Source organism: Microbispora sp. ATCC PTA-5024, assembly GCF_000511135.2.
GTDB classification, from domain to species: Bacteria; Actinomycetota; Actinomycetes; order Streptosporangiales; family Streptosporangiaceae; genus Microbispora; species Microbispora corallina.
Genome location: NZ_KI866523.1, coordinates 1,254,858 through 1,280,614, shown reverse-complemented (window position 1 = coordinate 1,280,614; position 25,757 = coordinate 1,254,858). Strand labels below are relative to the sequence as shown.

The 25,757-nt window shown below is 72.9% G+C and carries 24 protein-coding genes and 1 pseudogene; 7 read left to right on the top strand and 18 right to left on the bottom strand.

The genetic code is table 11. The annotated features are described in order from the left end of the window. Nucleotides 1-618 precede the first annotated feature (618 nt). On the bottom strand, nt 619-1,047 hold the full coding sequence (locus tag MPTA5024_RS18410; protein WP_036325260.1) for an ATP-binding protein: 429 nt from the start codon (nt 1,045-1,047) through the stop codon (nt 619-621). A gap of 19 nt (nt 1,048-1,066) precedes the next feature. Then, entirely contained in the window at nt 1,067-1,417 is a 351-nt protein-coding gene (locus MPTA5024_RS18405) for an STAS domain-containing protein (RefSeq protein WP_030506779.1), read from the bottom strand. A gap of 405 nt (nt 1,418-1,822) precedes the next feature. Between MPTA5024_RS18405 and MPTA5024_RS43620 the strand changes: the two genes are divergently transcribed. Continuing rightward, nucleotides 1,823-4,198 (top strand): DEAD/DEAH box helicase, encoded by a 2,376-nt coding sequence (locus MPTA5024_RS43620; RefSeq protein WP_442922054.1) that lies wholly within the window; start codon nt 1,823-1,825, stop codon nt 4,196-4,198. Nucleotides 4,199-4,392: 194 nt separating this feature from the next. On the opposite strand, the gene MPTA5024_RS18395 is transcribed toward MPTA5024_RS43620, so the two are convergent. The 9 genes and pseudogenes from MPTA5024_RS18395 to MPTA5024_RS18360 form a co-directional block, all read right to left on the bottom strand. After that, a complete protein-coding gene (locus MPTA5024_RS18395; RefSeq protein WP_157099539.1) occupies nt 4,393-6,222 on the bottom strand; it encodes a hypothetical protein in 1,830 nt (609 codons plus the stop codon). Between the two features lie 310 nt (nt 6,223-6,532). Further along, entirely contained in the window at nt 6,533-6,889 is a 357-nt protein-coding gene (locus MPTA5024_RS42330) for an Rv3654c family TadE-like protein (protein WP_036325257.1), read from the bottom strand. Between the two features lie 372 nt (nt 6,890-7,261). After that, nucleotides 7,262-7,714, bottom strand: a pseudogene (locus tag MPTA5024_RS44300) (TadE family type IV pilus minor pilin); the annotation flags it as partial. 5 nt (nt 7,715-7,719) lie between these two features. Further along, nucleotides 7,720-8,328: a DUF4244 domain-containing protein gene (locus tag MPTA5024_RS44525; RefSeq protein WP_332310621.1), complete on the bottom strand. Its 609-nt coding sequence runs from the start codon at nt 8,326-8,328 to the stop codon at nt 7,720-7,722. A 235-nt stretch (nt 8,329-8,563) separates the two neighbouring features. Continuing rightward, a complete protein-coding gene (locus MPTA5024_RS43605; RefSeq protein WP_232326573.1) occupies nt 8,564-8,968 on the bottom strand; it encodes a type II secretion system F family protein in 405 nt (134 codons plus the stop codon). Between the two features lie 335 nt (nt 8,969-9,303). Then, on the bottom strand, nt 9,304-10,035 hold the full coding sequence (locus tag MPTA5024_RS18375; protein ID WP_036325256.1) for a type II secretion system F family protein: 732 nt from the start codon (nt 10,033-10,035) through the stop codon (nt 9,304-9,306). Further along, nucleotides 10,035-11,279, bottom strand: a complete 1,245-nt coding sequence (locus MPTA5024_RS18370; protein ID WP_232326520.1) for a TadA family conjugal transfer-associated ATPase — start codon at nt 11,277-11,279, stop codon at nt 10,035-10,037. The genes MPTA5024_RS18375 and MPTA5024_RS18370 overlap by 1 nt, the downstream gene beginning before the upstream one ends. 253 nt (nt 11,280-11,532) lie before the next feature. Beyond that, nucleotides 11,533-12,573, bottom strand: coding sequence for a septum site-determining protein Ssd (gene ssd, locus MPTA5024_RS18365; RefSeq protein ID WP_036325255.1), 1,041 nt, complete (start codon nt 12,571-12,573; stop codon nt 11,533-11,535). A 737-nt stretch (nt 12,574-13,310) separates the two neighbouring features. Next, nucleotides 13,311-14,084 (bottom strand): hypothetical protein, encoded by a 774-nt coding sequence (locus MPTA5024_RS18360; RefSeq protein WP_036325254.1) that lies wholly within the window; start codon nt 14,082-14,084, stop codon nt 13,311-13,313. Nucleotides 14,085-14,345: 261 nt separating this feature from the next. On the opposite strand from MPTA5024_RS18360, the gene acs reads away from it, so the two are divergent. From acs to MPTA5024_RS18340, 4 genes are all read left to right on the top strand, one after another. After that, complete coding sequence (gene acs / locus MPTA5024_RS18355; RefSeq protein ID WP_036325253.1) at nt 14,346-16,322, top strand: acetate--CoA ligase; 1,977 nt, start codon at nt 14,346-14,348, stop codon at nt 16,320-16,322. A 218-nt stretch (nt 16,323-16,540) separates the two neighbouring features. Then, nucleotides 16,541-17,035, top strand: coding sequence for a phage holin family protein (locus MPTA5024_RS18350; protein WP_036325252.1), 495 nt, complete (start codon nt 16,541-16,543; stop codon nt 17,033-17,035). After that, entirely contained in the window at nt 17,025-17,945 is a 921-nt protein-coding gene (locus MPTA5024_RS18345) for an alpha/beta fold hydrolase (RefSeq protein ID WP_036325251.1), read from the top strand. The genes MPTA5024_RS18350 and MPTA5024_RS18345 overlap by 11 nt, the downstream gene beginning before the upstream one ends. Before the next feature lie 292 nt (nt 17,946-18,237). Then, complete coding sequence (locus MPTA5024_RS18340; RefSeq protein WP_051458321.1) at nt 18,238-18,717, top strand: DUF309 domain-containing protein; 480 nt, start codon at nt 18,238-18,240, stop codon at nt 18,715-18,717. A gap of 18 nt (nt 18,718-18,735) precedes the next feature. Here the strand turns inward: MPTA5024_RS18340 and MPTA5024_RS18335 are convergent, their stop codons facing one another. Next, complete coding sequence (locus MPTA5024_RS18335; protein ID WP_036325250.1) at nt 18,736-19,920, bottom strand: MarP family serine protease; 1,185 nt, start codon at nt 19,918-19,920, stop codon at nt 18,736-18,738. Between the two features lie 70 nt (nt 19,921-19,990). Here MPTA5024_RS18335 and MPTA5024_RS18330 point away from each other — a divergent pair, with 70 nt between their 5' ends. Then, on the top strand, nt 19,991-20,794 hold the full coding sequence (locus MPTA5024_RS18330) for a HEAT repeat domain-containing protein (protein ID WP_084369785.1): 804 nt from the start codon (nt 19,991-19,993) through the stop codon (nt 20,792-20,794). Here MPTA5024_RS18330 and MPTA5024_RS18325 read toward each other — a convergent pair. After that, a complete protein-coding gene (locus MPTA5024_RS18325; protein ID WP_036325249.1) occupies nt 20,741-21,388 on the bottom strand; it encodes an NUDIX hydrolase in 648 nt (215 codons plus the stop codon). The two genes, MPTA5024_RS18330 and MPTA5024_RS18325, sit on opposite strands and share 54 nt — an antisense overlap. Nucleotides 21,389-21,459: 71 nt before the next feature. Beyond that, nucleotides 21,460-22,200, bottom strand: coding sequence for an endonuclease III (gene nth, locus MPTA5024_RS18320; RefSeq protein WP_036325248.1), 741 nt, complete (start codon nt 22,198-22,200; stop codon nt 21,460-21,462). Nucleotides 22,201-22,532: 332 nt separating this feature from the next. Between nth and MPTA5024_RS18315 the strand changes: the two genes are divergently transcribed. Further along, nucleotides 22,533-23,213 carry a Crp/Fnr family transcriptional regulator gene (locus MPTA5024_RS18315; protein ID WP_036325247.1) on the top strand — a complete coding sequence of 227 codons (681 nt, stop codon included), beginning with the start codon at nt 22,533-22,535 and terminating at the stop codon, nt 23,211-23,213. Here the strand turns inward: MPTA5024_RS18315 and MPTA5024_RS18310 are convergent. From MPTA5024_RS18310 to MPTA5024_RS41000, 4 genes are all read right to left on the bottom strand, one after another. Continuing rightward, nucleotides 23,210-24,001: an MBL fold metallo-hydrolase gene (locus tag MPTA5024_RS18310; protein WP_036325246.1), complete on the bottom strand. Its 792-nt coding sequence runs from the start codon at nt 23,999-24,001 to the stop codon at nt 23,210-23,212. The genes MPTA5024_RS18315 and MPTA5024_RS18310 overlap by 4 nt on opposite strands. Further along, entirely contained in the window at nt 23,998-24,861 is an 864-nt protein-coding gene (locus MPTA5024_RS18305) for an NUDIX hydrolase (protein ID WP_051458320.1), read from the bottom strand. The genes MPTA5024_RS18310 and MPTA5024_RS18305 overlap by 4 nt, the downstream gene beginning before the upstream one ends. 161 nt (nt 24,862-25,022) lie before the next feature. Beyond that, nucleotides 25,023-25,484, bottom strand: coding sequence for a RidA family protein (locus MPTA5024_RS18300; RefSeq protein WP_036325245.1), 462 nt, complete (start codon nt 25,482-25,484; stop codon nt 25,023-25,025). Next, nucleotides 25,484-25,636 carry a DUF4177 domain-containing protein gene (locus MPTA5024_RS41000; RefSeq protein ID WP_157099537.1) on the bottom strand — a complete coding sequence of 51 codons (153 nt, stop codon included), beginning with the start codon at nt 25,634-25,636 and terminating at the stop codon, nt 25,484-25,486. Before MPTA5024_RS41000 ends, MPTA5024_RS18300 begins: the two co-directional genes overlap by 1 nt. Between the last annotated feature and the right edge of the window lie 121 nt (nt 25,637-25,757).

Below are 25,757 nucleotides of genomic sequence, written 5' to 3'. Positions count from 1 at the left end.
CGGTTGGCAATGCCGCTTCCGGTTGCATCCGCAATACCTTGGCCGGTGCGGGGAGTCTACGCAGCGAGGCCACGGATATGAAGGCCCCTGCCCCGCGTAATCGAACCGTCGTCCAGTAATGGCGCAACATTTGCTCCGCCGTGGAGACGCTTTGACCAGGTGGGTCAGGATGACGGCGGATGTGGTCGCCCTTGTTACGGCAGAACCGTATCCATTATTTCGGTCATCCCAAAGACCGGATGCGCATGACCGTGCCCGCCGTCTGCCTGCGGGGTCCGGATGACGCGCGATCGCACGGACACGCAGCGTCAGCGAGGGGTGCCCGCCGGAGGCGGCGCGGGGGGCATGGGGAAGCGCCTGGAGGGGCGGCGTGAGGGCGCCGGAACTCGGCCCGCGGGCGTTCCGGATGGATGCGGGTTCCCAGGCGGGATGGGCGTTCCGGGTGGACGCGGCTTCCCGGCGTACGAGGTTCCGGGCATGGGCCTTAAGGCCGCGACGCCGGGCCGGAGGCCGTACGGAGAGGGGGCGGGGCGGAAGCCCGGCAGGAGAAAGCTTCCCGGCCGGAGCACGACTCGACCGGGGGACGCTCTACGTGGCCGGAGGCTTCCGACCGGCGGATCAGACGGCGGCGATGCCGTGCGGGGACGCGGGCCAGCTCATGCGGATGCGCATGCCCTTGGGCCCGGGCGACACCTCGACGTCGTCGGCGAGCCCGGCGATCACCGCGATGCCGAGACCGGCCATCTCCGGCATTGCGCTGCCGTTGGCCTCCAGGACGTGCGGACGCACGTCCTCGCTCGGGGCGACGTCGGTCACGGTGACCTCGAAACGCCCCGCGTCGTCGCGTAACTCGATGCGTACCGGCTCCCCCGGGCAGTGGAGGCGGTGCGCCTCCACAGCCCGTGAGCACGCCTCTCCGACGGCGAGCCGCACCTCGTCCAGGAGCGCCTCCGCGACGCCGGTGCGCCGGGCGATCGCCGTGGCGACCAGCCGTGCGGTGCGCACGTGGGCGGGCAGAGCGCTGAACGTCAGCTCGACGGTGGCCATGGTGCTTGTTCCTCGGCCGTCACTTGTCCCGGCCGTGGGCTTCCTTGGCCTCCTCGACCGAGGCGTAGATCCCGAAGACCTTCGTCAGACCGGTGATGCGGAAAATCTTCAGAATCCGCTCCTGTGTGCAGACGAGCTCCAGGGAACCGTCATGCGCCCGCACCCGCTTGAGGCCGCCGACCAGCACACCAAGGCCAGTCGAGTCCAGGAAGTCCACCTTCTCCATGTTCACGAGCAGGTGGAAGTTGCCCTTGTTGACCAGGTCGATCAGCAGCTCACGCAGTCTGGGCGCGGTGTAGACGTCGATCTCACCCTCGACATCGACGATGGTGAGATTGTCCTCGGAATGGTGGTCCAACTTCAGATCCACAGATCCTCCAGCGCCTTACTTGCGTAGGTCTCCATGCGGATCGAGCATCCTGGTAGTCCCAGAACGACGACCCTGACGCGCGGCATTCAACCACGCTGCGACTCCGTGTCTATACGAAATCACGACTCCGGGCGACTCTCCCCGCAGATGCCAAACTGGAAACCAGTGACTCCGACTTCTTCGTCCTCGCATCGAACAGGCACCCTCCTCGCCCGCCTGCTCGCGGTTCCCGCACGCCAGCGGCGGGTCACCCATGTGGAGCATGTTCCAGCACGTCAGGCGGGTCAAGCCCAGTGGCCGGATTGGGCCCCGGAGCTCCTGCTCTCCCGGCTGGAGAACCAGGGCATATCAGGCCTTTGGCACCATCAGCTCGAGGCGGCCGAGCTTGTCCGGCGTGGCCAAAACGTGATCATTGCCACAGGCACCGCGTCTGGAAAATCCCTGGCCTACCTGCTTCCGGCCGCGACGGAGATCTTCCAGGGCGGGTCCGTCCTCTACCTCACCCCCACGAAGGCTCTCGCCGCCGACCAGCTCAGGGCCCTGCGCCGGCTGCACCTGACCCAGATCCGGGCGGCGACCTTCGACGGCGACACCCCGGCCGAGGAGCGCCGCTGGATACGCCAGAATGCCAATTATGTCCTAACAAATCCGGATATGTTACATCGGTCCATCCTGCCGAGGCACGCCTCCTGGTCCTCCTTCTGGCGGCGCCTGCGGCTGGTGGTGGTGGACGAGTGCCACGGTTACCGCGGTGTCTTCGGGTCGCACGTCGCCCAGATCCTGCGGCGGCTCCGCCGGGTGTGCGCGAAGTACGGCTCCCGGCCCGTGTTCCTGCTCGCGTCGGCCACCGCCAGCGACCCCGCGGTCGCCGCGATGCGCCTGACCGGCCTTGAGATGGCCGAGGTGACCCGGGACGCCTCTCCCCGGGGTTCGACCACCTTCGCCCTGTGGGAGCCCCCTCTGACCGATCTGCGGGGCGAGGGAGGGGCACCCGTCCGCCGTACGGCCACGGCGGAGGCCGCGGATCTGCTGGCCGACCTCGTGATCGAGGACGTCCGGACCCTCGCCTTCGTCCGGTCCCGCCGCGCGGCCGAGACCGTCGCCCTCACCGCCCGCCGCAATCTCGACGAGGTCGAGGACCTCCTCCGCGCCGGACCCCACGGCCAGCCGGCCTCGGCGTTCGAGGACGTCGACGAGTACGGCGAGCTGTCCCCGTACGGCCCGGCCCACCTGCACGGACACGGCGGGCGGGGCGGCGGGGGCCGAGGGGACCTCGCGTCAGACGTCGGGGCAGATGCCGCGGCGGACGTCGCGGCGGACCTCCCGGCGGACATGGCGGCGGGCCTCCCTGCGGACGTAGGCGTCGACGGGAGGGATCTCTCCCGTCCGGAGGAGGGCGGACACCACCCCGGTGACGGCGGGCCCGATCTTCTCGGGCCGGGACGGCTGGCCGACCGGGTCGCGGCGTACCGCGCCGGCTACCTGGCCGACGACCGGCGCATGCTGGAGAAGGCCCTGCGGTCGGGCGAGCTGACCGGCCTGGCCACCACGAACGCCCTCGAACTCGGCGTGGACGTCTCGGGCCTCGACGCCGTCCTCATCGCCGGCTGGCCGGGGACCCGGGCGTCGCTGTGGCAGCAGGCGGGCCGGGCCGGCCGGGCGGGGCAGGACGCGCTGGCCGTGCTGATCGCCCGCGACGACCCGCTGGACACCTACATCGTCCACCACCCTGAGGCGGTGTTCGGCCAGCCCGTCGAGACGATCGTGCTCGACCCGGACAACCCCTACGTGCTGGCGCCCCATCTGTGCGCCGCCGCGGCGGAGATCCCGCTGACCGAGGACGATCTGGAGATCTTCGGTCCGGCCGCGCCCGCCGCTCTGGACGACCTCGTGGAGCGCGGGCTGCTCCGCAAGCGGGCCTCGGGGTGGTTCTGGACCAGCAAGGAGCGGGCCGCCGATCTCGCCGACATCCGGGGGACGGGCGGGGCCCCCGTACAGGTCGTCGAGGCGTCGACCGGACGCCTGCTGGGCACCGTGGACGAGTCGTCGGCCCATACGTCCGTCCACGCCGGAGCCGTCTACCTGCATCAGGGCGAGACGTTCGTCGTCGACGTGCTCGACCTCGAGGCGGGGGTCGCGCTGGTGACGGCGGCCAGTCCCGACTACTCGACCTTCGCCCGGGACGTGACCGACATCCGGGTGATGGAGTCGTCCCGGTCACGGCCGTTCGGGCCGGGCGAACTGCACTTCGGGTCGGTGGAGGTCACCCGGCAGGTCGTCTCCTACCTGAAGCGGCGCACGCAGAGCGGTGAGATCCTCGGCGAAGAGCCGCTCGACCTGCCGCCCCGGACGCTCTGCACGCGCGCCGTCTGGTGGACGCTCCCCGCCGACGCTCTCGTCCCCCTGGTGTCCGACTCCGGTGACGGGACCGTCGACCTCGGCGGCTCCGCCCACGCCGCCGAGCACGCCTCGATCGGCCTGCTGCCACTGTTCGCGACCTGCGACCGCTGGGACATCGGAGGCGTGTCGACCGAGCTCCACCCCGACACGGGCCTGCTCACGGTCTTCGTGTACGACGGCCACGACGGCGGGGCCGGCTTCGCCGAACGCGGGTACGCCAGGGCCACGGAGTGGCTCACCGCGACCCGGGAGGCCATCGCCTCCTGTGAGTGCGAACGGGGCTGCCCGTCTTGCATCCAGTCGCCCAAGTGCGGCAACGGCAACGAGCCTCTCGACAAAGCGGGAGCCATCCGCCTCCTCGACGTGCTCCTGCCCCGCTGAGACCAACGCGCGAGCAGCACGGCATGGAGGACGTGACCGGCGTGACGCGGGGGCGCCTGGGCGCGTTGGGGCGGCCTGGCTTGGAGCGGCCTGGCTTGGAGCGGCCTGGCCCGCGCGCCTGGCCGGAGCGCGGGTGAGCGAACGATCAAGCCCGGACGCGCCGGGCCGCCCGGTGTCGCCGGTTGGGCCGTGGGTCAGAGATCGCGGGTGCCGCTGGGAACGGCGTCGTCGTCCTCCTCTGTCCAGACGTCGTGCTGCGGCTGCCTGGGACGGTCCCAGAGGCCGTCGTCAAGCCGGGGTCGTGGGAGGTCGTTCCCATCGGGACGCCGGTGAGGCATGAGGTCGTCGTCCAGCCGGGGCTGAGGGGCCGTGGACGAGGCGCTGACCGAGGTGCAGGACGCGGACCCATCCTCGGCCGTGCCGGCATCGAGCGCCGATGCGTCCGAACCACGAGTGGGGGCGGAGGCAGGCACAGGGGCGGCAGCGGACTTAGAGCCCGGGACACGACCGCGAGCGCCGGGGTCGGCCGCGTCGTCGGACAGGATGTCCGCGGGGAGACGCGGTCCCGAGGAGCCCGTGGAGTGGGCCGGAGCCGGTCCGTCGAGCTTTCCGGTAGAGCCGCCTTTTGTGGAGGACGAGCCGTCCCGGTCGTCCGATCCGATGTCCTGCCCCGACCCGGTAGAGACCCCTCCGGCTCCGGATGCCGCCGTCCCCGAGCCCGTTCCTCCAGGACCGGTGACCGCGGTGGCGTCGTCGGCCCCCACCGGGAAGTCCACCGGCTCCGGGAAACCGTTCCTGGCCTCCCGATCCCCAGCAGCGGTGCCGGTGCCCGAGCCGATGCCCGCGTCCGTGTCGCCGGCAGCACGCGGCTTCGAATTGGCGAGGATCACGGTCGGGCGGCGCGTGGCAGACGGCTTGGTCCGCGCGGAGGCTCCCGTGGTCGTCCCGGCCGTCGGGGAGGGACCGATGGGCCCGGTCGTGGCCACCGGACGAGCGGGGCCGGCCCCCGATCCGCTCCTACGGCGTACGAGCGCGCCCAGGTGAGCTCCGATGAGGAGCAGGACCACGGCGATGGCCGCGTAGATCCCGTAGCTCAGGCCACCCAGGGGCGCGAAGGACGACTGGGCCGACACGTCGGGGGCGTCGCTCTTGGCGGGGGCGACCTCCGGCCCGGCCGGGTCACCGGTGCCGTTCACGGCGGGCAGCTTCAGCTTGGTGTTCCCGTGCTCCTTGGGGACCGTGGGCAGCGGGTTCGGCAGGGTGGTCGTGGGCAGGCGCCTGTCGCCGGTCTTGCTCGCCTGCGGTTTCTCCGACGCGGGCTTCTGGGACGTGGTCGCCGACGGCTTGGGCGCGGGGATGCTCACAGAGGCAGTGGCGGCTCCGGGCGACCCGATGGCGCCCCCTTGACCGTCGGAACGGAACGCCCGCACGGCCAGGTCCACCTTCTGGCCCGCCGCCTTCGCCGGCACCGCCACGCTCGCCTGGCAGGTGGAACCCGAACACGCCTCGTCGGCCGACACCGATCCCGAGGCGCCGGTCTTCCTCGATGAGATCTCGTACGACCTCAGGTCGGGCTCGGCGCCCTTCGCCCAGGTGACAACAACTGTGGACGCGTTCTTGAGCCGTGCCTCGACGCCCGACGGCGTCTGCGGAGGCCGGCTGAGGACGAACGTCGACGTCTTGTAGGTCTTGTTCGTGATCTCCCCGTAGAGGGTGACCGTGAACGTGCCGTTCGGAGCGTCACCGGGGTCGAAGGAGCCGCTGATCGTCTGGTTCGCCCCACCGGAAGCGATCTTCTGGCGGGACACCGATGGGCCCTCTACGTACAGGGCCATGCTGACCTGGTACCAGTCGGTCTTGGCGGAGATCGCCACGGGCCCCGGTGTCCGGATCGTCTGGCCGTCGCCGGGAGAGAGGATCTCGCCGTCGGCCGCGCTCGCGGGGGCCACGCTCACGATCAGCGCGGACACCACCGTCAGCGGCATGAGCACCGCCGCGGCGGCCAACCTGCGGACACTGGTCACGACGCACCCCTTCGTCGACAAACGCCGGCCACCCCGCCTCCCCGCATGCGGTCGGCGACGGAGGGTAAGCGGAACCTTATTCCAGACGTCACCTCTTGGACGTGATGTCCAAGAAGTCGTGATTCTATTGCGACACTTCACCTTCTGACCCGGTCCGACGTTAGCGCCACAGCAGTCCCAGACGTACGGCTCCATACGCATTGGAAGCCTCGCTCCCCGCCGCACTCTTCGGCCCATGTCCAGCCGCGCTGCTCAGCGACTGCCGACGGCCCGTTGCGGGGCGCCTCGTCACGAGATGCGCTTGGGGTGGTCACCTCTCGGCCCCGACCGGACCCGCCCTCGCGACGCCCGTCGCGACGCGCCTCCCCAGCGTCGGAGCGGTGAACGGCACTGTCGTGGAGACGTCGGCGACGCCGCCCGACACAGCGCAGGAGACGACCTCGGCACCGTTCGCCGCGGCGATGTCGCCGGCGTGCTCGCACGCATCCTCCGGCCTGGCGATGGCCCAGGAGGCCGCCGCGAGGGCGGAGAGATCGGCGGCGTTCTGCGCCCGATGCCGGGCGACCCGGGCCACACCCACGTGAACGACGACCATGGCCGACATCCAGATCATCGCCATGAGCGCGACCATCCAGATCGTGGCCGCCCCTCGATCGGGGTCCTGCATGCACGGGAAAGCCCCGCGCCGCGGACGACGTCGCGATCCCGGCGTCGGGAGGCCCGTGGCGGGCGGTAACGCGACGACGGCCGCCGCCACCGTGAGAGGCCACCCCGCTCGGCCAGCCGGCCCTTCGGAACCCGCCGGCGACCGCTCCTTGTGGCGAACGCCCCACGCCGACGCGGGCGCCGGTGCGGAGGCGAGCCCAAGCGCAGGAATAGACCCCGGCGCGGGAGGCGGGTCTGCGGGTGCGACCGAGGGCAGACTTCCGGAGGCTGCCTGAGCAGAGGGTCCGCTCGCGCCGTCTTCGACGATGACGCCGGGCTCGGTGGCGGCGACGGCGAACGCCTCCACCCGCATGGGTGGCACCATGGTCCGCCACAAGGGCCGGACGGAGGCGACGACCTCAACCCTGGTCGTGACCACTCCGAGCACGACCTCGACTCGTGCTCCCGGCGGGGCCGCCCGGGACACCGCGGCCCGAACCGCGTCCACCGCCTCTCCGCGGGCCGCGGCCCGGGCTCCCGCCCGAGCCGCGTCCACGCACTGCAGATGAGCACCGACAACAGTCACCGCCCACAGTGCGGCCGCCAGGACGACCACGAGAGCCGGAAGCGCCACCGCCGTCTCCGCCGTCACCGACCCTCGCTCCGGCCGTCCTTCCGGCAGCGCCCTTGTGGGAGGGTCTCCGGCGGCGATCGCGGCGCGGGCGTGGCGGCCGGGCGGACGCCGTGCACCGTCCGGTTCGCGATCCGGCCCGTGCCGCCGCTCCGACGGGTGCGGGCCGTCCGTCCTCTCCAGGTCGTCCCTCTCCAGGTCGTCGCTCCGAGTCATCGTTCTCAGCCCGCCAGCTTGAGGGCCTTCTGGATGAGCGCGGCGAGCATCGAACGCACCTCGGCGCTCGTCACGACCTTCCACAACAAGGCCGCGAAGCCGCAGGCGGCGATCGTCCCCACGGCGTACTCCGCTGTCGACATCCCCGCCTCGGCCCTGTCTCGCAGGAGCAGGGTCCACTGCACGCCCACGGATCGAGCCCGCGCACGTGTCGCGGTGACCAACTCCCGCCTCGCGGTGACCAGTCGCCGGAAAGCGATGACCGGCTCTCGGAGAGCCGTCCGCACCGCCCCGGCCCGCACCCCGGCCCGCACCCCGGCCGACACCCCGGCCGACACCCCGGCCGACACCCCGGCCGACACCCCGGCCGACATGGACGCGACGCAGGCGCCGAGAGGAAGGGCGCGCCCGACGGTCATCCACAGGCCGGCGACCGCCGGGGCGGCCACCGATCGGTGGCGGCTCGTCCTGCGGACGCCGCGTGGGGCCCGGGTGAGGCCCAGGGATCGCCGGAGCCGGGCCAGGAGGCCGGGCTTGCGGTGCCGGGCGCGCCCCACGCTCTCCGTCAGCGCCGGGATTGGCTGCGGCAGTTGCTCGGCCGTCGTGTGGCTCATAGGTCCTCCTGCAGGTCGGGGCGGACCGTCCGCCCGTGCCGACCACAGGCTGCGCGCTCTGACGGGACCTTCAGGAAGGCGAATCGGGTTCTGTGGACAAGCGGTGAGAAGGAGCGCCAGAGGCCCGAACAGCTGAGCCGGGAAAGGCGGCTACGTCCGCTTCTGCACCTCACGGATTTCCACAGCTGTGGACAGCGTCGTCCCCAGCTGTGAATAACGGGCGTCCACAGGTGGATCACGGCAGCAGGATCTGCGTGGCCAGACCGGCGACCACCGGGACGATGCCCAGGAGCACGAAGGCCGGCAGGAAGCAGAGCCCAAGAGGCGCCACGGCCTGTACGCCGACGCGACGGGCGGCCGCGGACGCCGCCGCCCTGGCCGTCTGCCGGGCGTCGTCGGCGAGCCGGGTGAGGACGTCGGCGACCGGTGCGCCGCTCTGAGCGGCTCTGATCATCGTGCGGGAGAGCGGGGCCAGCGGCGGATCACCGGTGAGCGCGGCCCAGGCCGCCTCCGGATCGGCGCCGAGCCGGATCTGGGCGCCCACCCACTCCAGGCGATCGCCCAGCGGACCCCCGATAGCCTGTGCGGCGGTTTCCACAGCCCCGCCAAGTGGGCGGCCCGCCCGAAGACACGCGACCATCAGATCCGCGGCGAACGGAAGATCTGCCGCTATCCGCTCCCGACGGCGTCGGGCCTCGGGCGACTCACGCCTGTGGACGACCACGAGCGCACCCGCCGCCAGCAGGGCTCCCGCGAGGAGGCCGGGGACTCCGCCCACCAGAAGGAACCCCACGAAAGCCAACGGTGCAGCGACGAGCGCGCCGACTCTTCGGCCGGGCCGGCGAGCCTCTCCGGTCGTGGCGGCCGTGCCGCCGCCCTGCTCGTACGCCAGGGCGCGGAGGCGATCGATCGGTGAGCGCCTGGCCGGCCAGATCCACAAGGAGACCGCGAGCGCGATCCCCGCCACGAGAGCGATCACGAGAACCGCCCTCCCGATCCCGGCGTCTCCTCCGCGCGGGCGACCAGGCGTCCGGTCCACCAGACCCCGGCGGCGTCGAGTCCAAGCCCCACGGCCAGGCAGGCCAGCCCGGCGGGCCCGCCCAGCAGGAAGGCCAGGGGGCTCATCCCGAGGCCGGCGCCCATGAGCAGCCCGAGCACGGGCAGGACGGCGAGCATCCGCGCCGTCGCACGAGGCCCGGCGAGCTGCGCCGCCACCTCCTGGCGGTGGGCCTCGGCCTCCCGGAGGGAGGAGGTCAGGCGTTCGACCAGGGCGGTCAGTCCGGCGCCGGCGGTGACGCCCACCCGCCAGCAGGCCGCCAGCCGCAGCAGCCCCTCACCACCCGCGGCAGGGGCGGACCTCCGCAGCGCGGCGGCGACGTCGCCGCCGTCGCGCGCGGCCGCCGCCACCGGTGACAGCGCGGCCGGGTCGGGTGGGTGGGCCGAGGCCACGGCTCGTGCGAGAGCGTCGCCGGGCGTCCGGCCCGCGGTGAGTTCGGCCGCGAGGCTCTGGCACAGCTCGATCGAGATCTGCCGCCAGGCGGCGGCGTCCGCCGCCGGCCTCCGCCTGCGCAGCGCCGCCGTCCACAGGCCGCGGAGGGCTCCCGCGCGGGAGGTGCGGGTGAGGAGGACGAGCCGCGCCGTGACGGCGTCCGGACCCGCGGCGACCCAGCCGGCCGTCGCCGCGGCCAGTACGGCGATCAGGACCATCACGCCCCTCCCCGGCAGGACCTCGAGGCGTCGGGCGTCACATCGGCGGACGGCGCGGGCGCGAAGGCCATGGCGGTCGCCGGGCATCGGGAGGCCAGCGCCTCGGCGGCCGGTCCGCGAGCGACCGCGCCACGGGCGTCGAGGGTCAGCGCCGGCACGGCGGTGACGAGCCCGGAGGGCAGGCGGTCGAGCAGGCAGATCTCCGACACGCGCCGGGGACCGCCGCCGGGCTCCCGCACGAGGTGGACGACCACGTCGAGGGCGGCGGCGATCTGGCTGTGGACGGCCTCCCGGGAGAGCCCGGCCGCGCACGCGAGGGCCTCAAGCCGCGCCGGCACGTCGGCCGCGTTGTTGGCGTGCAGGGTGCCACAGCCGCCCTCGTGCCCCGTGTTGAGCGCGGCCAGGAGGTCGACGACCTCGGAGCCGCGCACCTCGCCCACGACGACGCGGTCCGGGCGCATGCGGAGGGCCTGCCGTACGAGATCGCGCAGGGTGACGCCGCCCGCGCCTTCAAGGTTGGGCGGGCGGGCCTCCAGACGGACGACGTGGGGGTGCTGGGGATGCAGCTCCGCCGAGTCCTCCACGAGCAGCAGGCGCTCGCCCTGATCGGCCCGGGAGAGCATCGCGGACAGGAGGGTCGTCTTGCCCGTGCCCGTGCCTCCCGTGACGAGGAACGCCAGACGCGCCGCCATGATCGCATGCAGCACCGTCGCACCAGCCGAAGGGACGAGCTCCTCGATCGTGAACGTGCGGCGTGGCGGCAGGCGCAGGGACAGGCACGTGCCCTCGGGCGCGACCGGGGGCAGCACGGCGTGCAGCCGCACCCCGCCCGCCAACCGGGCGTCGACGTAAGGACTGGCGTCGTCGAGGCGGCGACCGGCGGCCGCCGCGAGGCGCTGGGCCAGGCGCCGCACGTCGTCGTCGCCCGCGAAGGTCACGCCTGTGCGGCGCAGGCCGCGGCCGTCGTCGACCCACACGTCTCGCGGCCCGTTCACCAGGACGTCCGTGACGCCCGGCTCGGCCAGCAGCGATTCGAGCGGCCCGGCGCCGATCAGGTGGGCGCGCAGGGTCCGCGCGACGGCGAGCACCTCGGCGTCGCCCAGCACGGCGCGCTCGGCGCGCAGGGCGGCCGCGACCTGCGCGGCGGTCGGCGGGGCGCCGGCCCGCGACAGCCGCACCCGTACGGCCTCGACCAGCTCCGGCGGGACCCCCGGGATCTCCGCGGGAGACACGGCCCTGGTCACGACGCCTCCCGAGAACGGCCTCCAGCGGCCAAGCGGGAGACGCCCCACGGAGACGACGACCCCCGCGAGCGCACCGCCTCCGCATGAAGCCACGCCGCCGGCAGGCGGCCAGCGACCGCGCGGAAACACACCGCGAGAAGACCCCGCGATACCCGCGAGCGCACCGTCCCGGCACGCGGCAACGCCACCTCGGGCAGGCGACGTGTCAGCGCCGGCGGACGGTGGCGATCGACATGAGGAGGGCTGGGGCGGGTCATGGGGTGTCGACCAGGGTCGCGAGGAGGCCGGAGCAGAACCGGCCCAGGGGCGTGCGGCCGAGAGGCGGCGGATCGCCCCGGTCGAGCGTCTCCACGAGGTTGCGCACGTCGGGCACGACTCCCGCGCACGGGACGTCGAGGGAGGTGGAGACCACGTCAGGGTCGACGGTGCCCGTGCGGAGCACCGCCCGCAGATCTCCTGTGTGCCGGCGCAGGACGGCGACCGTCTGGGCGGCGGCCAGGGCTCCCCGCAGATCCGCCGGCACGACGACCAGGGTGGCGCTCGCCCGCGCCAGGGCCTCGGACTCCCCCTCGTCCACGTGCCGCGGCAGGTCGACGACCACCAGGTCGCAACCGCGGCGGGCGGCGTCGAGCACGGCCCGCATCGCCTCGCGAGGGATCGCCGCCGGACGCCCCCGATGCCACGACAGCACGGTGAGCTCGCCGAACGTCGGCAGCGCCTCGTGCAGAGCCGAGAAGCTCACCCTGCCCTCCCGGCCGACGATGTCCGGCCAGCGCGCCCCCAGCGCCTGCTCCTGGCCCAGGACGACGTCGATGCCGCCGCCCAGCGGGTCGGCGTCGACCAGCAGCGTCCGCAGGCCGCGGCGGGACGCGGTCAGGGCCAGGGACGCGGACAGCACCGTCGCGCCGGCGCCTCCCCTGCCGCCGACGACGCACACGACCGTGCCCGCGCGGGTCGCGGGCTCGACGGCCTCCCCCAGCTCCTCCACGAGGACGCGCTCCGCGTCCGGCAGTTCGAGGACGGCCTGGGCTCCGATCGCCACGCACCGTCGCCACATGTCCGGGTCGCCGGCCGTCCGGGTGACGATGACCACGTTCTGCCGGGGCGGTGGGCCGGTCGCCGCCAGGTCGTCCGCGAGATCGCCGCCGACCACGACCAGCGGGGCGCGCCCCCAGTACGGCCGGGCGTGCGCCGCCACGTGGGCGACATCGATCTCGACGCCCGCCGCGGCGGCGATGCGGAGCAGGTCGTCGAGCAGGTCCTGATCGTCGGTGATGGCCAAGGGGCGGTGCATCGGTGTCTCCCTGTCGTCGTGGGGAGACCACCGTGCGAGATCGCGGGCCGGGCCCGTCCGGCCGAACCAGGTTCTGTGGACAGACCGCATCAAGGAAAAGGGCGACCCCCGCCGGGGGGGAGAGCGGGGGTCGCCGAGTGGTCCGGCTCTGGGGGGGTAGAGCCGGTCCCGTTTGGAAGAAAGCTTTATTCACCGAGTAGGGGCGTGGCAAGGGCTCTGTAAACTTCCGCCCTCTCCACGGTCGTCCCTCCTGGGGAGACACACCGTATGCTGCCTGATCGACGAGAGGTTCGTCGAGCGCCATCCCCAATCTGAGTAAGTTTTTTTCTCTGAGTCAGTTTTACATGTGGACATGCGCCGTCGCAACGGGTACGGCGGCCTCTCACTCCCCGTGACAACCGGCTCGATCGAAGCGCCCGACAGACCGGCCGTAATTAGCGGCGACGGGCACAAAACAGGGCGTATCGGGTAGTCCATCGTGCCTGGTAAAGGTCTTGCTCCAAGGGGTTTCCAACCCCGGGAATCGGACGTAGAAAGGGGTTACGGACTCTTTGAGTCCGCGTACGGCCACCGGGCACCCACGCGCGACCAGCCGCGGGAGGCGTGTCGAGACGGGCTTGACCCGCTCCGACAAATTCGATTCACGCTTGGTAACCCGGTGAGACGTACCAGGCGACGGCGTTCCATACCAGGGACGCCGTCCGCTTTGTTGGGGGAACGGTGACCGCCGGCACCGGTCAGCGCGACAGGGCCTCGCACACGGCCGTGCTCTCGCGGGCGCCCAGCACGACCGACTCGGCGCAGTGCCGCACCCAGGCGGCGACTCCCTCCGCCGTCCCCTTCAGGTACGACCGCAGCCCCTCGGCGTACGCCTCGCCGAGGTCGGCGTGCCCCACCTCGACCACGGTGAGCGACTTGGGGTCCAGGCCCAGCTCCACCAGTGTGAGCCGCTCCGCCGCCCTGGCCACCAGGCCGTCCGCGACGCCGAACGGCCGCAGCACGGCGAGCTCCGCGTGGACGATCGCGCCCAGCACGAGGGCCGGCGCGTTCGTCCCCGACACGAGGTCGGCCAGGGCCGCCATCCGGGCGGCCGTCTCCGCCGCGCCGGGGGCGGGACCGAGCCCGAGCGGGTCGGCGGACGTGTCCCCGGTCCTGGGACGGCCGGGGTCGGCCGTGAGCCCGGCCGCGGCGAGCGTGTGCAGCCGGGCGAGGACCTGCCGGGGCGCCGATCGCCACGTCGGCCCGAGGCGTCCCAGCTCGGCGGACGCCCGCAGCGCGCCCTGCACGACGGGATCGGTCGCCTCGCCGCGCCGCAGCTGCTCCAGGGCCACGTGGACGCCCTCGAGCGCGGCCGACGCGCGGGCCCCGCGCAGGGCCGACTCCGCCGACACCTCGGGACTGCGCCGCCGCAGCACCCGGTGGCGGTAGAGGCGGTCGACGGCCTCCCTGGCCTCCTGAACGGCCTCCGGGACTCCTGGCAGCTCCGCGACGGCGGCGAGCGGGTCGTTCACAGGCACCGACCTTACCGGCGGGTAGCACGTCGTTCGGCGAGAAGGTGCGGCCGTTGGGCGCACCCCAACGCCCAGATCCCCTCATATCACCGTAAATTCCCCAGGCATCTCTGATAACGAGGTCCTGTGGCGCGACGTGAGGGAGGGCCCTCGATTACTTGTACTTGACGGCCCTGGCCTGGTGAAGTGGGAACGACATACCCCAGCTTGGCCGAGGCGGCCGAACGTAAGAGAAGCAGAAGACGCTGTAAGGAGCACGCAGTGGCCACCGATACCCCCGGTCAGGAATCGCAGGAGACGCTGTCGAACCTGCTGAGCGAGACGCGGCGGTTCGACCCGCCGGCCGACCTCGCGGCGGACGCCAACGTCACGGCGGACGCCTACGAGGAGGCCGCGCAGGACAGGCTCGCGTTCTGGGAGCGCGCGGCGGAGCGGCTCACCTGGGCGCGGCGCTGGGACACCACGCTGGAGTGGAAGGCGCCGTTCGCGAAGTGGTTCATCGGCGGCCGGTTGAACGTCGCGTACAACTGCGTCGACCGCCACGTCGAGGAGGGCCGGGGCGACAAGGTCGCCTACTACTGGGAGGGCGAGCCCGAGGGCGACAGCCGTACGATCACCTACGCCGACCTGGCGAAGGAGGTCGCGAAGGCGGCCAACGCGCTGGAGGAGCTGGGCGTGCGCAAGGGCGACCGGGTCGCCGTCTACATGCCCATGATCCCCGAGCTGCCGATCGCGCTGCTGGCCTGCGCCCGGATCGGGGCCATCCACTCGGTGGTGTTCGGCGGGTTCTCCGCGACGGCCCTGAAGAGCCGCATCGACGACGCCGACGCGAAGGTCGTGATCACCGCGGACGGCGGCTACCGCCGGGGCGCGCCGAGCGCGCTCAAGCCCACGGTCGACGAGGCCGTGGCCGAGTGCCCGGGCGTCGAGCACGTGCTGGTGGTGCGCAGGACCGGACAGGACGTGGCGTTCGGCGACAAGGACGTCTGGTGGCACGACCTGGTCGACCGTCAGCCGGCCGAGCACGAGCCGGTCCCCCACGACGCCGAGGACCCGCTGTACATCCTCTACACCAGCGGCACGACCGGCAGGCCCAAGGGCATCCTGCACACCACCGGCGGTTACCTGACCCAGGTCGCCTGGACCCACCACGCGGTCTTCGACCTCAAGCCGGAGACCGACATCTACTGGTGCACCGCCGACATCGGCTGGGTGACCGGGCACTCCTACATCGTGTACGGCCCGCTGGCCAACGGCGCGACCAGCGTCATCTACGAGGGCACCCCCGACACCCCGCACCGGGGCCGGTTCTGGGAGATCGTGCAGAAGTACAAGGTCACGATCCTCTACACCGCCCCGACGGCCATCCGGACGTTCATGAAGTGGGGCGACGACATCCCGGCCAAGTTCGACATGTCGTCCCTGCGCGTGCTCGGCTCTGTCGGCGAGCCCATCAACCCCGAGGCGTACGTCTGGTACCGCGAGCACATCGGCGCCAACCGCTGCCCGGTGGTGGACACGTGGTGGCAGACCGAGACCGGCGGCATCATGATCAGTCCGCTCCCCGGCGTCACGGCCGCCAAGCCCGGCGCCGCCATGCAGCCGCTGCCGGGCATCGTCGCCGACGTGGTCGACGACCAGGCGAAGTCGGTGCCGAACGGCGGGGGCGGCTTCCTCGTGATCCGGGAGCCCTGGCCGTCCATGCTCCGCACGATCTGGGGCGACGACCAGCGGTACATCGACACCTACTGGTCGCGCTTCGAGGGGATGTACTTCCCCGGCGACGGCGCCAAGCGCGACGAGGACGGCGACCTGTGGCTGCTGGGCCGGGTCGACGACGTCATGCTCGTCTCCGGGCACAACATCTCCACGACCGAGGTCGAGAGCGCGCTGGTCAGCCACCCGAAGGTGGCCGAGGCCGCCGTCGTCGGCGCGACCGACCCGGTCACCGGCCAGGCGATCGTGTCGTTCGTGATCCTGCGCGGCGGGGCCGAGGAGAGCGACGACATCGCGGCCGAACTGCGGGCCCACGTCGCCAAGACGCTCGGCCCGATCGCCAAGCCGCGTCAGATCATGGTGGTCCCCGAGCTGCCCAAGACCCGCTCCGGCAAGATCATGCGACGCCTGCTGCGCGACGTGGCGGAGAACCGGTCGCTCGGCGACGTCACCACGCTCACCGACAGCTCCGTCATGAACCTGATCGCCGAGAAGCTCCCCAGCGCCAAGAGCGACGACTGACGGTCGCCGCTCCGGCATCAAGGGCGTGGACGCCGAACCCGGCGTCCACGCCCTGTGCTTATGGGGGCAGGCCGTCATAATCCGGGCCGCGGCGGGCAGATTCCCAGGCGGCGACGACGCCGGGGAACAGAGCGCTCCGCGAGGTGCGAGAGGCATCACGTGCGCGTGCGCGCGCCGGCACGAGATGATGTTTGATAGTCGCAGATAGGAGATCCCTGATGCCCGAGGACGAATCGCTCGGCGCGCTGGTCGCCCAGGCGAGCCATCACATCTCGACCCTCGTCCGCTCGGAGATCGAGCTGGCCAAGGCCGAGCTGAAGTTCGACGCGAAGAGGGTCGGCACGGCCGCCGGGCTGTTCGGCGCGGCCGCCTTCATCGGGCACCTGTGCCTGATCCTGGCCTCGTTCGCCATCGCGTACGGCCTCGTGGCCCTCGGGCTGTCCGCCTGGCTGGCGTTCGCCATCGTGACCGTGTTCTACCTCCTGATGGCCGCGGTGCTGGTCTTCGTCGGCTACCGGCGCCTCAAGGGCCTGACCGGCATGAAGCGCACCGTGCGCAGCCTCAAGAGCCTCAAGGGTCCCGAGGAGGAGGAGCTCGCCGAGGAGACGGCCGTGCCCGCGCGCCGCCCCGGCCCGCCCGCGCCCCCGCCGTACACCGGTCCGACGGCCGGTCAGGTGGGGTCCCATCGGGAGTCCGTGATCGATGCCACCTGACGAGAGCCTGGTCCAGGTCGAGGGGCCGTGGACCCACCGGGCCGTCCACGCCGGAGGCACCCGGTTCCACGTGGTGGAGGCCGGTGAGGGCCCGCTCGTGCTGCTGCTTCACGGGTTCCCGCAGTTCTGGTGGACCTGGCGTCACCAGCTCGTGTCGCTCGCCGAGGCGGGCTACCGGGCCGTCGCCGCCGACCTCCGGGGGTACGGCGCGAGCGACAAGCCGCCGCGGGGCTACGACCTGCCCACCCTGGCCGCCGACGCGGCCGGGCTCGTCCGCGCTCTGGGCGAGACGGGCGCCGTCGTGGTCGGGCACGACTGGGGCGGCCTGCTCGCCTGGACTATGAGCGTGGTCGATCCCAAGGTGGTCCGCCGGCTCGTGGCGGTGTCCGCGCCGCACCCGCTCCGCCTGCGGGCCGCGCTGTACACCGACCCCTTCGGCCAGCTCAAGGCGAGCCGGTACGCCCTGGGGTTCCAGGTCCCGCTGCTGCCGGAGCGGCGGCTGACCGCGCGGGGCGGCGCCCTCGCCGGACGGCTGATCGAGCGCTGGGCCGGGCCGGCGTGGCCGTCCGAGGGCCTGACCCGCACCTACCAGGACGCGCTGCGCATCCCGGCGGTGGCGCACTCCGCCCTGGAGTACTACCGCTGGTTCGCCCGCTCGCAGCTCCGGCCGGACGGCCTCCGCTACGCCCGTCAGATGCGGGCCGAGATCGAGGCCCCCACCCTGCAGCTCCACGGCGCGCTCGACCCGTGCGTTCTCCCCCGTACGGCGCAGGGGTCGAGCCGGTTCGTGGCGGCGCCGTACCGCTGGCGGCTGATCGAGGGCGCCGGGCACTTCCCGCACGAGGAGCGGCCCGAGCAGTTCGACGCCGAGCTGATCGCGTGGCTGGCCGACCCCGAGCCGGACCGCTGACGACGGCACGGCGGCCGGTCCGCCGGCCCGCTCGCAGGCTTCACCCCGCCGCCGGCCACCTGACCGTCGCCGTCCGGGTCGCCTGGCGGAACCGCCCACCTGGGCGAACCGTCGGCGTGATCTCGTGAAACCTTGTAAGAATGTGCCCTGGAGTGCCCCGACTCCGCCGGCGACGCCGGAGGGTCTCCCCCGGAGATCCTCCACTCGATCGTGAGCATCCGCGGCCGCCCGTGCCGGACCGGCACCGGTCGCACCTCCCCTGGCGGGAGAGGACTCCCACAACGGAGAGATCATGCGTGACCGTGACAAAGCGGGCCGTCCCCGCAACGCGCGTCCCCGGGACGAGTACGGCAGGCCGCTGCCGCGCGGCGCCGCCGGCGTCCCGCGGGTCCCGGACGACTACGCGCCGGGGGCGCGGCAGGCGCTCGACGAGGCCAGGCGGCTGCTCGCCGCCGAACGGCCGTTCCACGCGCACGAGGTGCTCGAGGCACGGTGGAAGACCGGCCCGTCCGACGAGCGCGAGCTGTGGCAGGGCCTCGCCCAGATCTGCGTCGGCCTCACCCACGTGCAGCGCGGCAACCTCCCCGGCGCGGCCGCCCTGCTGACGCGCGGCTCCGCCCGCCTCGGCGCGTACGGCTCGCGGCAGCCGTACGGGCTGGACCTGCGGGCCCTGGCCCTGGCGACCGACCGGCTCACGGCGGACGTCGACGCGGGCGAGGTGGACGCGTCGGACGCCATCACGACCGTCCTGGAGCACCTGCACGAGGGCTGAACGCCCCGGGGCAGCCCGTCAGTCGCACTCCTGGGTGTTCACCCTGGCCACGGCGCCGCTGCCGTCGTCGGCGTCCGGCAGGACCTCCTCCGCGGTCAGGGCGTAGCCCGTCTCCGGCTGGTCGGTCGCGGCGGCGAAGATCACCCCGTAGACCCTGCCGTCGGGGCTGAGCAGCGGGCCGCCCGAGTTGCCGGGCTGCACCTTCCCGCGGACCGCGTAGACCTCGCGGTTGACCTTGCGCTGGTTGTAGATGTCGTACGACTCGGCCGGCTGCTTGACCCGGATCCGCGCGGCGAGCGGGGTGAAGCCGTGCCCCTTGGGGTAGCCGGCGATGATCGCGCTGTCGCCCTTCTTGGCGGTGAAGTCGAAGCGCAGCGCCCCGGCCGGCAGGTCGGGCACGAACAGGACGGCGATGTCGCGGTCGGGGTTGTAGAGCACGACGCGGGCGTCGTGCTGCGTGCCGTCGGAGTCGGTCACCCGCAGGCCCTCGGTGACGCCGGCGACGACGTGGGCGTTCGTCATCACCCGGTGCTCGGCGTAGACGAAGCCCGTCCCCTCGATGCGCTTGCGGCAGCTCGGGGCGGTGCCCTGCACCTTGACGATGGCCCTGCGGGCCCGGGTGAGCCCGGGGCTGCCGGTCAGCACGCCCTCGTCGGGCGGCGCGACGTTCTGGCCGCCGATGGACGTGATGACCTGGGGCCATTCCGAGGAGTCGACGAAGTCCCTGAACGGCTTCTGCAACGACCGGACGCCGTTGGGGATGGCCTCGTCGACCGTCTGCCACACGACGGAGCCGTCGACCTGCTCCTTGAGCACGGCGAAGCTCATGGAGACGATCAGCGAGCCGAGCAGCCACGCGATGAGCAGGACGGACAGGCCGCTGGCGACCGAGCCGCCCAGGGCGTCGACCATCCGCGCGGGCTCCCAGGTCACGTGGCTGCGCACCACGGCCCCGATCGTGGAGGACGCGAACTGCCCGACCGTGGCCGCCAGGAAGACGATCACGATGGCTAACAGCGCCCTCTCCGTGTCGCCGCTGACGATCGCGCCCGCGATCGGCGGGGCCACGAACATGCCCAGGACGGCTCCGCCGACGAATCCGATGAAGCTGAAGGCCCCGATGATGAAGCCCTGCCGGTATCCGGACACGGCGAACGCCACGACCAGACCGATCAGGATGAGATCCAAGAGATCGCCGCGCACGATTCAACCGTATCCAGCCACGCCATCTGTCGTGCGCGCGTCTCCCAGGTCTCGTCGATATCGTGACGTCATGGGGGTATCGGAAGGGCCGTCCGGAGCCGCGGACGGCGCCGGCGCGGACGGGGGCGCACCCGCGAGCGGCCGCGCAGCGGCCGAGAACGCGGCGGCCGAGAACGCACCGGCCGAGCAGGTCGCGGCCGAGCAGGTCGCGGCCGAGCAGGTCGCGGCCGGGCATACGACCGCCGGTCACTCGGCTGGCGGTGACGAGCGCGGGCCGGACGACCGGCCGGCCGGCGAGCTGATCGCCGCCGCCCTGGCCGACACGGACCCCGACGGGCCCCGCCGGTGGCAGGCGATCACCACGCTGCAGGGGCGCGGCGACCTGGAGACGTTCATGGTGGCCCGGCGGCTGTGCGCGAGCGACGCGGCGGCGGAGCGCATCCTGGGCGCCGACATCCTCGGCGAGCTGGGCCGCGACCGCCCCTTCGCCGACCGTACGCTGCCCGTGCTCCGCTACCTGGCGGCCAGCGAGGACGACCCCCGGGTGCTCTACTCGGTGCTGATCGCCTTCGGCCACCTGCGCGACCGGCGGGCCCTGCCGTCGGTCATCGAGCTGGCCGCGCACGAGCATCCCACCGTCCGGTACGGCGTGGCCTACGCGCTGCCCCACGTTCTCGGGCGCCCGCCCGACCCGTCCGGGCTGGCCGCCCTGCGCCGCCTCGCGGCCGACGAGGACGAGGACGTCGCCGACTGGGCGTCCCTCGGCCTGTCGCTGAGCGGCCTGACGTCCGATCGGCCGTCGCGCGTCGAGGCGACCGGCTCAGCCGCGAGCGGCGAGATCGATGACCTCGGGGGGGAGGTCCTCGATTCGTGAGCGGTCCCAGGGCCGCTCGAACCCGGCGGCCGTCAGCACGCCGTCGAGCACCCCGGCCGTGAACCCCCACACCAGCAGCCCGCGCACGCGGAACGCGACGGACGGGGCGATCCCCCGGGGGTGCCGCAGCCGGAGCCGGTTGGCCGGGTCCACCAGCTCGGCGACCGGGATCCGCTCGACGGTCTCGACCTCGTCCGGCGAGGCGGCGTGGACCGTGCACGGCGTGTGCCACCAGGCGAGCACGGGCGTCACCCGGTTGTCGCTGCGCCAGACGTACAGCTCCGGCATCGTGCCGACGACCTCGACGCCGCTCGGGTCGAGCCCGGTCTCCTCCTTGGCCTCCCGCAGCGCCGCCGCCACCGGGCCGGCGTCGTCGGGGTCGACCCCTCCGCCGGGGAACGCGGGCTGGCCTGCGTGCACCCGCCCCTTCGAGCTGCGCTGGATCAGCAGGATGTCGGGGCCCTCCGGCCCTTCGCCGAACAGCAGGAGCACCGCCGCCTGACGGCCGGTGCCGTCCGCGGGAGGGCGCAGGGCCGTCGGCACCGGGCTGTGGGCGGCCTTCGCCGCCAGCTCCGTCAACCAGGCGGGAGCCAACCTCCACCTCCATGGGTAAAACGGCGGTCACGCGTGGCGTACAACCACGGGAACCCGCGGGGGCTTCCCGATCAGGAGAACGGGCCCGGCCTGACCAGCTTGGCGGCCTCGTCCGGGTCGGTGGGCCCGGTGCCGTACGACGGGCAGAGGGCGGCGAGCGGGCACACGCCGCACGCGGGCCTGCGGGCGTGGCAGATGCGGCGGCCGTGCCAGATCAGGCGGTGGGAGAGCATCGTCCACTCGGACTTCGGGATGAGCTCGCCGACCTCGTGCTCGATCTTCACCGGGTCGGTCTCCGTGGTCCAGCCGAACCGCCTCGTCAGCCGCTGGAAGTGGGTGTCGACCGTGATGCCGGGGACGTCGAAGGCGTTGCCGAGCACGACGTTGGCGGTCTTGCGCCCGACGCCGGGGAGCTTGACGAGGTCGGCCAGCCTGCCCGGCACCTCACCCTTGTGCCGCTCGCACAGGGCCTGCGCCATTCCCATGATGCTGTTGGCCTTGGCCCGGAAGAACCCCGTCGACTTGATGATCTCTTCCAGCTCGGCGCGGTCGGCGGCGGCGTAGTCGGCGGCCGTGCGGTACTTCGCGAACAGCACCGGCGTCACCATGTTCACCCGCTTGTCGGTGCACTGCGCCGACAGGATCGTGGCGACGAGCAACTCCAGCGGGGTGCCGAAGTCGAGCTCGCAGTGGGCGTCGGGGTAGGTCTCGGCGAGGATCCGGTTGATCCGCCGCGCCCGCCGGACCAGACCCAGGCGGGTCTCCGGCGCGCGCCGACGGGCCGGCCCGGGTGCAGCCGTGTTCGTCGCCATGCCGCAAGCGTAGGGCCTCGCACGGCCTGCCTCCCGCGGAACCGGTGGGGATATGGTCTCCTGTCCGATACTCCGTGAAATGCGATGACGTCCACGGATAGACCTTTTTGTCCGTACAATTCGGCCGGGGGATCCCATGACCGGCGACTCCCCGTCGAGTCTGTGAAAGGGCTCGGATAGGTTTTCGCCAGGATTGTGGAGATCCGCCGGGCACGGCCGACGGGCGCCAGCCGGGACCCGCATCCGACGAGACCGCGTGAGGCTCCGAGGATGGCGTGGGTCACAATGGCTGCACGGAGCCGGCGACCGAGCGCGACCATGAGGGAGGCACCGTGAGCACCGAAGACGTACTGAGCAAGGCGCCCCTGTTCTCCGCGCTCGACCGCGAGAGCGCCGCGGCCCTGCGAACCAGCATCACCGAGGTCGAGCTCCCCAAGGGCCGCACCCTCTTCAGTGAGAACGAGACGGGCGACCGGCTCTACGTGGTGCTCGAAGGCAAGATCAAGCTGGCCCGGACGGCGCCCGACGGCCGGGAGAACCTGCTGAGCGTGCTCGGCCCCGGCGAGATGTTCGGCGAGCTCTCGCTGTTCGACCCGCGCCCCCGTACGGCCTCCGCGATCGCGCTGACCGACGTGCGGCTGGCCGGGCTCGGCCACGACGACCTGCGGCCGTGGCTGACCGGACGCCCGGAGGTCGCCCTCCACCTGCTGCGCGCGCTGGCCCAGCGGCTGCGCCGCACCAACGACGTGCTGGCTGACCTGGTCTTCACCGACGTGCCGGGCCGCGTGGCCAAGCAGCTGCTCGACCTGGCCGACCGGTTCGGCCAGAAGACCGACGACGGCATCCGCGTCCACCACGACCTGACCCAGGAGGAGCTGGCCCAGCTCGTGGGCGCGTCGCGGGAGACGGTCAACAAGGCGCTCGCCGACTTCGCCCAGCGCGGCTGGCTGCGCATCGAGGCCAAGGCCGTCGTGATCATGGACAGGGAGCGGCTCTACAACCGCTCCCGCTAGAGCGTCTTCAGGTAGTTGAGCTGGGCCGCGACGGACATCTCGGCCGCCGGCCACAGCGACCTGTCGACCTCGGCGTAGACCATCTCGACGATCTCCCGCGCGTCCCGGGCGCCCTGCCGGATGGCCTCGCGGATCTGGTCCAGCCGCTCGCGCCGGTGCGCGATGTAGGCGTCGAGGACGCCGATCGGGTCGGGCAGGACCGGCCCGTGGCCGGGCAGCAGCGCCTCGGCCTCCAGGATCTCGGCGCCCTGCCGCAGCCGGTCGAGGCTGCGCAGGTAGTCGCCAAGGTCGCCGTCGGGGGCGATCACCGTGGTGCCCCGGCCGAGCACGGTGTCGCCGGTGAGCATGGCCCGGTCCCCGGGCAGCCAGAAGCACAGCGAGTCGGACGAGTGCCCGGGCGTGGCCATCACCCGTACCTCGGTGCCGCCCGCCGTCAGGATGTCCCCGTCGGCGAGGCCCTCCTCGCCCAGGCGGTGGCGCGGGTCGAGCGCCCGGACCGGCGCACCGGTCATGGCGGCGAACGACGCGGCGCCCTCGCTGTGGTCGGGATGCCCGTGGGTCAGCAGCACGGCCGTCACCCGGCGGTCGGACACCCGCTCGGCGACCCGCTTGAGGTGCCCGTCGTCGTCCGGGCCGGGGTCCACCACGATCACGTCCTCGGAGGTGCCGAGGATCCAGGTGTTGGTGCCGTCGAGCGTCATCGGGGAGGGGTTCGGGGCCAGGACGGCGACCGCCGAGGCCGTGCCCGAGCCGTCCGGCCCGTCCACGGGGATGCGCAGACCGCTCACGGCGTCGCCTCCCGCGTCGCGAGGCCGCCGAGCGTGCGACGGTAGTCGAGGCCCGGGACCATGAGGACGATCTGCCCGTCGACCTCGACGGGCGCGGGCAGGACTGCGGTGATCTCGCGGTCGGAGGCGAACACGTCGCCGATCGTCTCGAACGTCGCCATCTCGGTCAACGTGTGGAACGTCGGCGGCATCAGCACGACCTCCCTGGCCCGCGCCCGGGTGATGGCGTCTGCGGGCCTCAGCCAGGCGACCCGGTCGGCCTCGCCGCCGACGTCGCGGGTCCGCTGACCCGGCGGCAGCGCCGCCACGAAGAACCGGGTGTCGAAGCGCCTCGTCTCCACGACCGGGGTGATCCAGTGGGCCCAGGCCTTCAGCAGGTCGGAGCGCAGGACGAGGCCCCGCCGGTCGAGGAACTCGGCGAACGAGAGCGTACGGGCGATCAGCGCGAGCCGGTCGGCCTCCCAGTCGTCGCCGGTCGTGTCGTCCACCACGGTGTCGTCGTCGCGCCCGGCCAGGAGCACGCCCGACTCCTCGAAGGTCTCCCGTACGGCGGCGCAGACCAGGCCGCGCGCGGTGCCCTCGTCGGCGTGCAGGACCTCCCCCCACTCGGCCGGGGAGGGGCCGGCCCAGGCGACCGCGTGGTCGGTGTCGCGGGGATCGACCGAGCCGCCGGGGAAGACGTGGGCGCCCGCCGCGAAGGCCATCGTCGGCTTGCGCTTCAGGAGGTAGACCTCCAGCCCCGCCGGGTCGTCGCGCAGCAGCACCACGGTCGCGGCGTCGCGGGCGGGGACGGGCGCGAGGCGGCCGGCGAGGATCTCCCGCGCTCGCCTGCCGAAGTCGCCCGGCAACGGAACCCCCATGCGGCCCTCCAACCAGAACAAGAATCGGTTTCGAGCCTCATGGTCCCCCACCCGACCGGGTGCGGCAAACATCCCGGCGGCGCGGCCGGGGAGCGGAGGCCGTCGCGCCCCCCGCTGCCGGGGAGCGGAGGCCGTCGCGCCCCCGCTCCCCAGCGCCACGGTCATCGGACCTCGGCGACGACTTCCACCTCGACGGGGGCGTCCAGGGGGAGGACGGCCACGCCGACCGCGCTCCTGGCGTGCCGGCCCGCCTCCCCGAACACCTCGCCGAGCAGCTCACTGGCGCCGTTCACGACCTGGGGCTGGCCGGTGAAGTCGGGGGCGCTGGCGACGAAGCCGACGACCTTGACGATCCGCACGACGCGCGACAGGTCGCCCGCCACCGACCTGATGGCGGCGATCGCGTTGAGCGCGCAGACGCGCGCCTGCTCCTTCGCCTCCTCGGGGGAGACGGCCGCGCCGACCTTGCCCGTGACCAGAAGCTTGCCGTCCACCATCGGGAGCTGGCCCGAGGTGTACACGTGGTCGCCGGTCCTGAGGGCGGGGACGTAGGCGGCCAGCGGGGGGACGACCTCGGGCAGCGTCAGCCCGAGGTCCGCGATGCGCTCCTCCGGCGTGGCCATCACTTGGCCCGCTTCATGTAGGCGACGAGCTGCTCGGGGTTGGGCCCCGGCACGACGGAGACGAGCTCCCAGCCGTCCTCACCCCAGTTGTCCAGGATCTGCTTCGTCGCGTGCGTGAGCAGCGGCACGGTGACGTATTCCCACTTGGTCATGGGCAAAGGCTATCGACCCCTACCCCTCGGCGCCGCCCGCCGGGCGGTTCGCCGCGGGCGACGCGTCCGGCGCGCGGAGCGGGACGTCGGCGGGGGCCACGGCCGGGGGCACGGCGGGATC

What these genes read in the sequence shown, in the direction of transcription:
- MPTA5024_RS18410 (WP_036325260.1), bottom strand. Translation starts at nt 1,047, where the DNA reads ATGGCCACCGTCGAGCTGACGTTCAGCGCTCTGCCCGCCCACGTGCGC.
- MPTA5024_RS42330 (WP_036325257.1), bottom strand. Translation starts at nt 6,889, where the DNA reads ATGCAGGACCCCGATCGAGGGGCGGCCACGATCTGGATGGTCGCGCTC.
- MPTA5024_RS44525 (WP_332310621.1), bottom strand. Translation starts at nt 8,328, where the DNA reads ATGAGCCACACGACGGCCGAGCAACTGCCGCAGCCAATCCCGGCGCTG.
- MPTA5024_RS43605 (WP_232326573.1), bottom strand. Translation starts at nt 8,968, where the DNA reads ATGGTCGCGTGTCTTCGGGCGGGCCGCCCACTTGGCGGGGCTGTGGAA.
- MPTA5024_RS18375 (WP_036325256.1), bottom strand. Translation starts at nt 10,035, where the DNA reads ATGGTCCTGATCGCCGTACTGGCCGCGGCGACGGCCGGCTGGGTCGCC.
- ssd (WP_036325255.1), bottom strand. Translation starts at nt 12,573, where the DNA reads ATGCACCGCCCCTTGGCCATCACCGACGATCAGGACCTGCTCGACGAC.
- MPTA5024_RS18350 (WP_036325252.1), top strand. Translation starts at nt 16,541, where the DNA reads ATGCCCGAGGACGAATCGCTCGGCGCGCTGGTCGCCCAGGCGAGCCAT.
- MPTA5024_RS18345 (WP_036325251.1), top strand. Translation starts at nt 17,025, where the DNA reads ATGCCACCTGACGAGAGCCTGGTCCAGGTCGAGGGGCCGTGGACCCAC.
- MPTA5024_RS18340 (WP_051458321.1), top strand. Translation starts at nt 18,238, where the DNA reads ATGCGTGACCGTGACAAAGCGGGCCGTCCCCGCAACGCGCGTCCCCGG.
- MPTA5024_RS18330 (WP_084369785.1), top strand. Translation starts at nt 19,991, where the DNA reads ATGGGGGTATCGGAAGGGCCGTCCGGAGCCGCGGACGGCGCCGGCGCG.
- nth (WP_036325248.1), bottom strand. Translation starts at nt 22,200, where the DNA reads ATGGCGACGAACACGGCTGCACCCGGGCCGGCCCGTCGGCGCGCGCCG.
- MPTA5024_RS18305 (WP_051458320.1), bottom strand. Translation starts at nt 24,861, where the DNA reads ATGGGGGTTCCGTTGCCGGGCGACTTCGGCAGGCGAGCGCGGGAGATC.
- MPTA5024_RS18300 (WP_036325245.1), bottom strand. Translation starts at nt 25,484, where the DNA reads ATGGCCACGCCGGAGGAGCGCATCGCGGACCTCGGGCTGACGCTGCCC.
- MPTA5024_RS41000 (WP_157099537.1), bottom strand. Translation starts at nt 25,636, where the DNA reads ATGACCAAGTGGGAATACGTCACCGTGCCGCTGCTCACGCACGCGACG.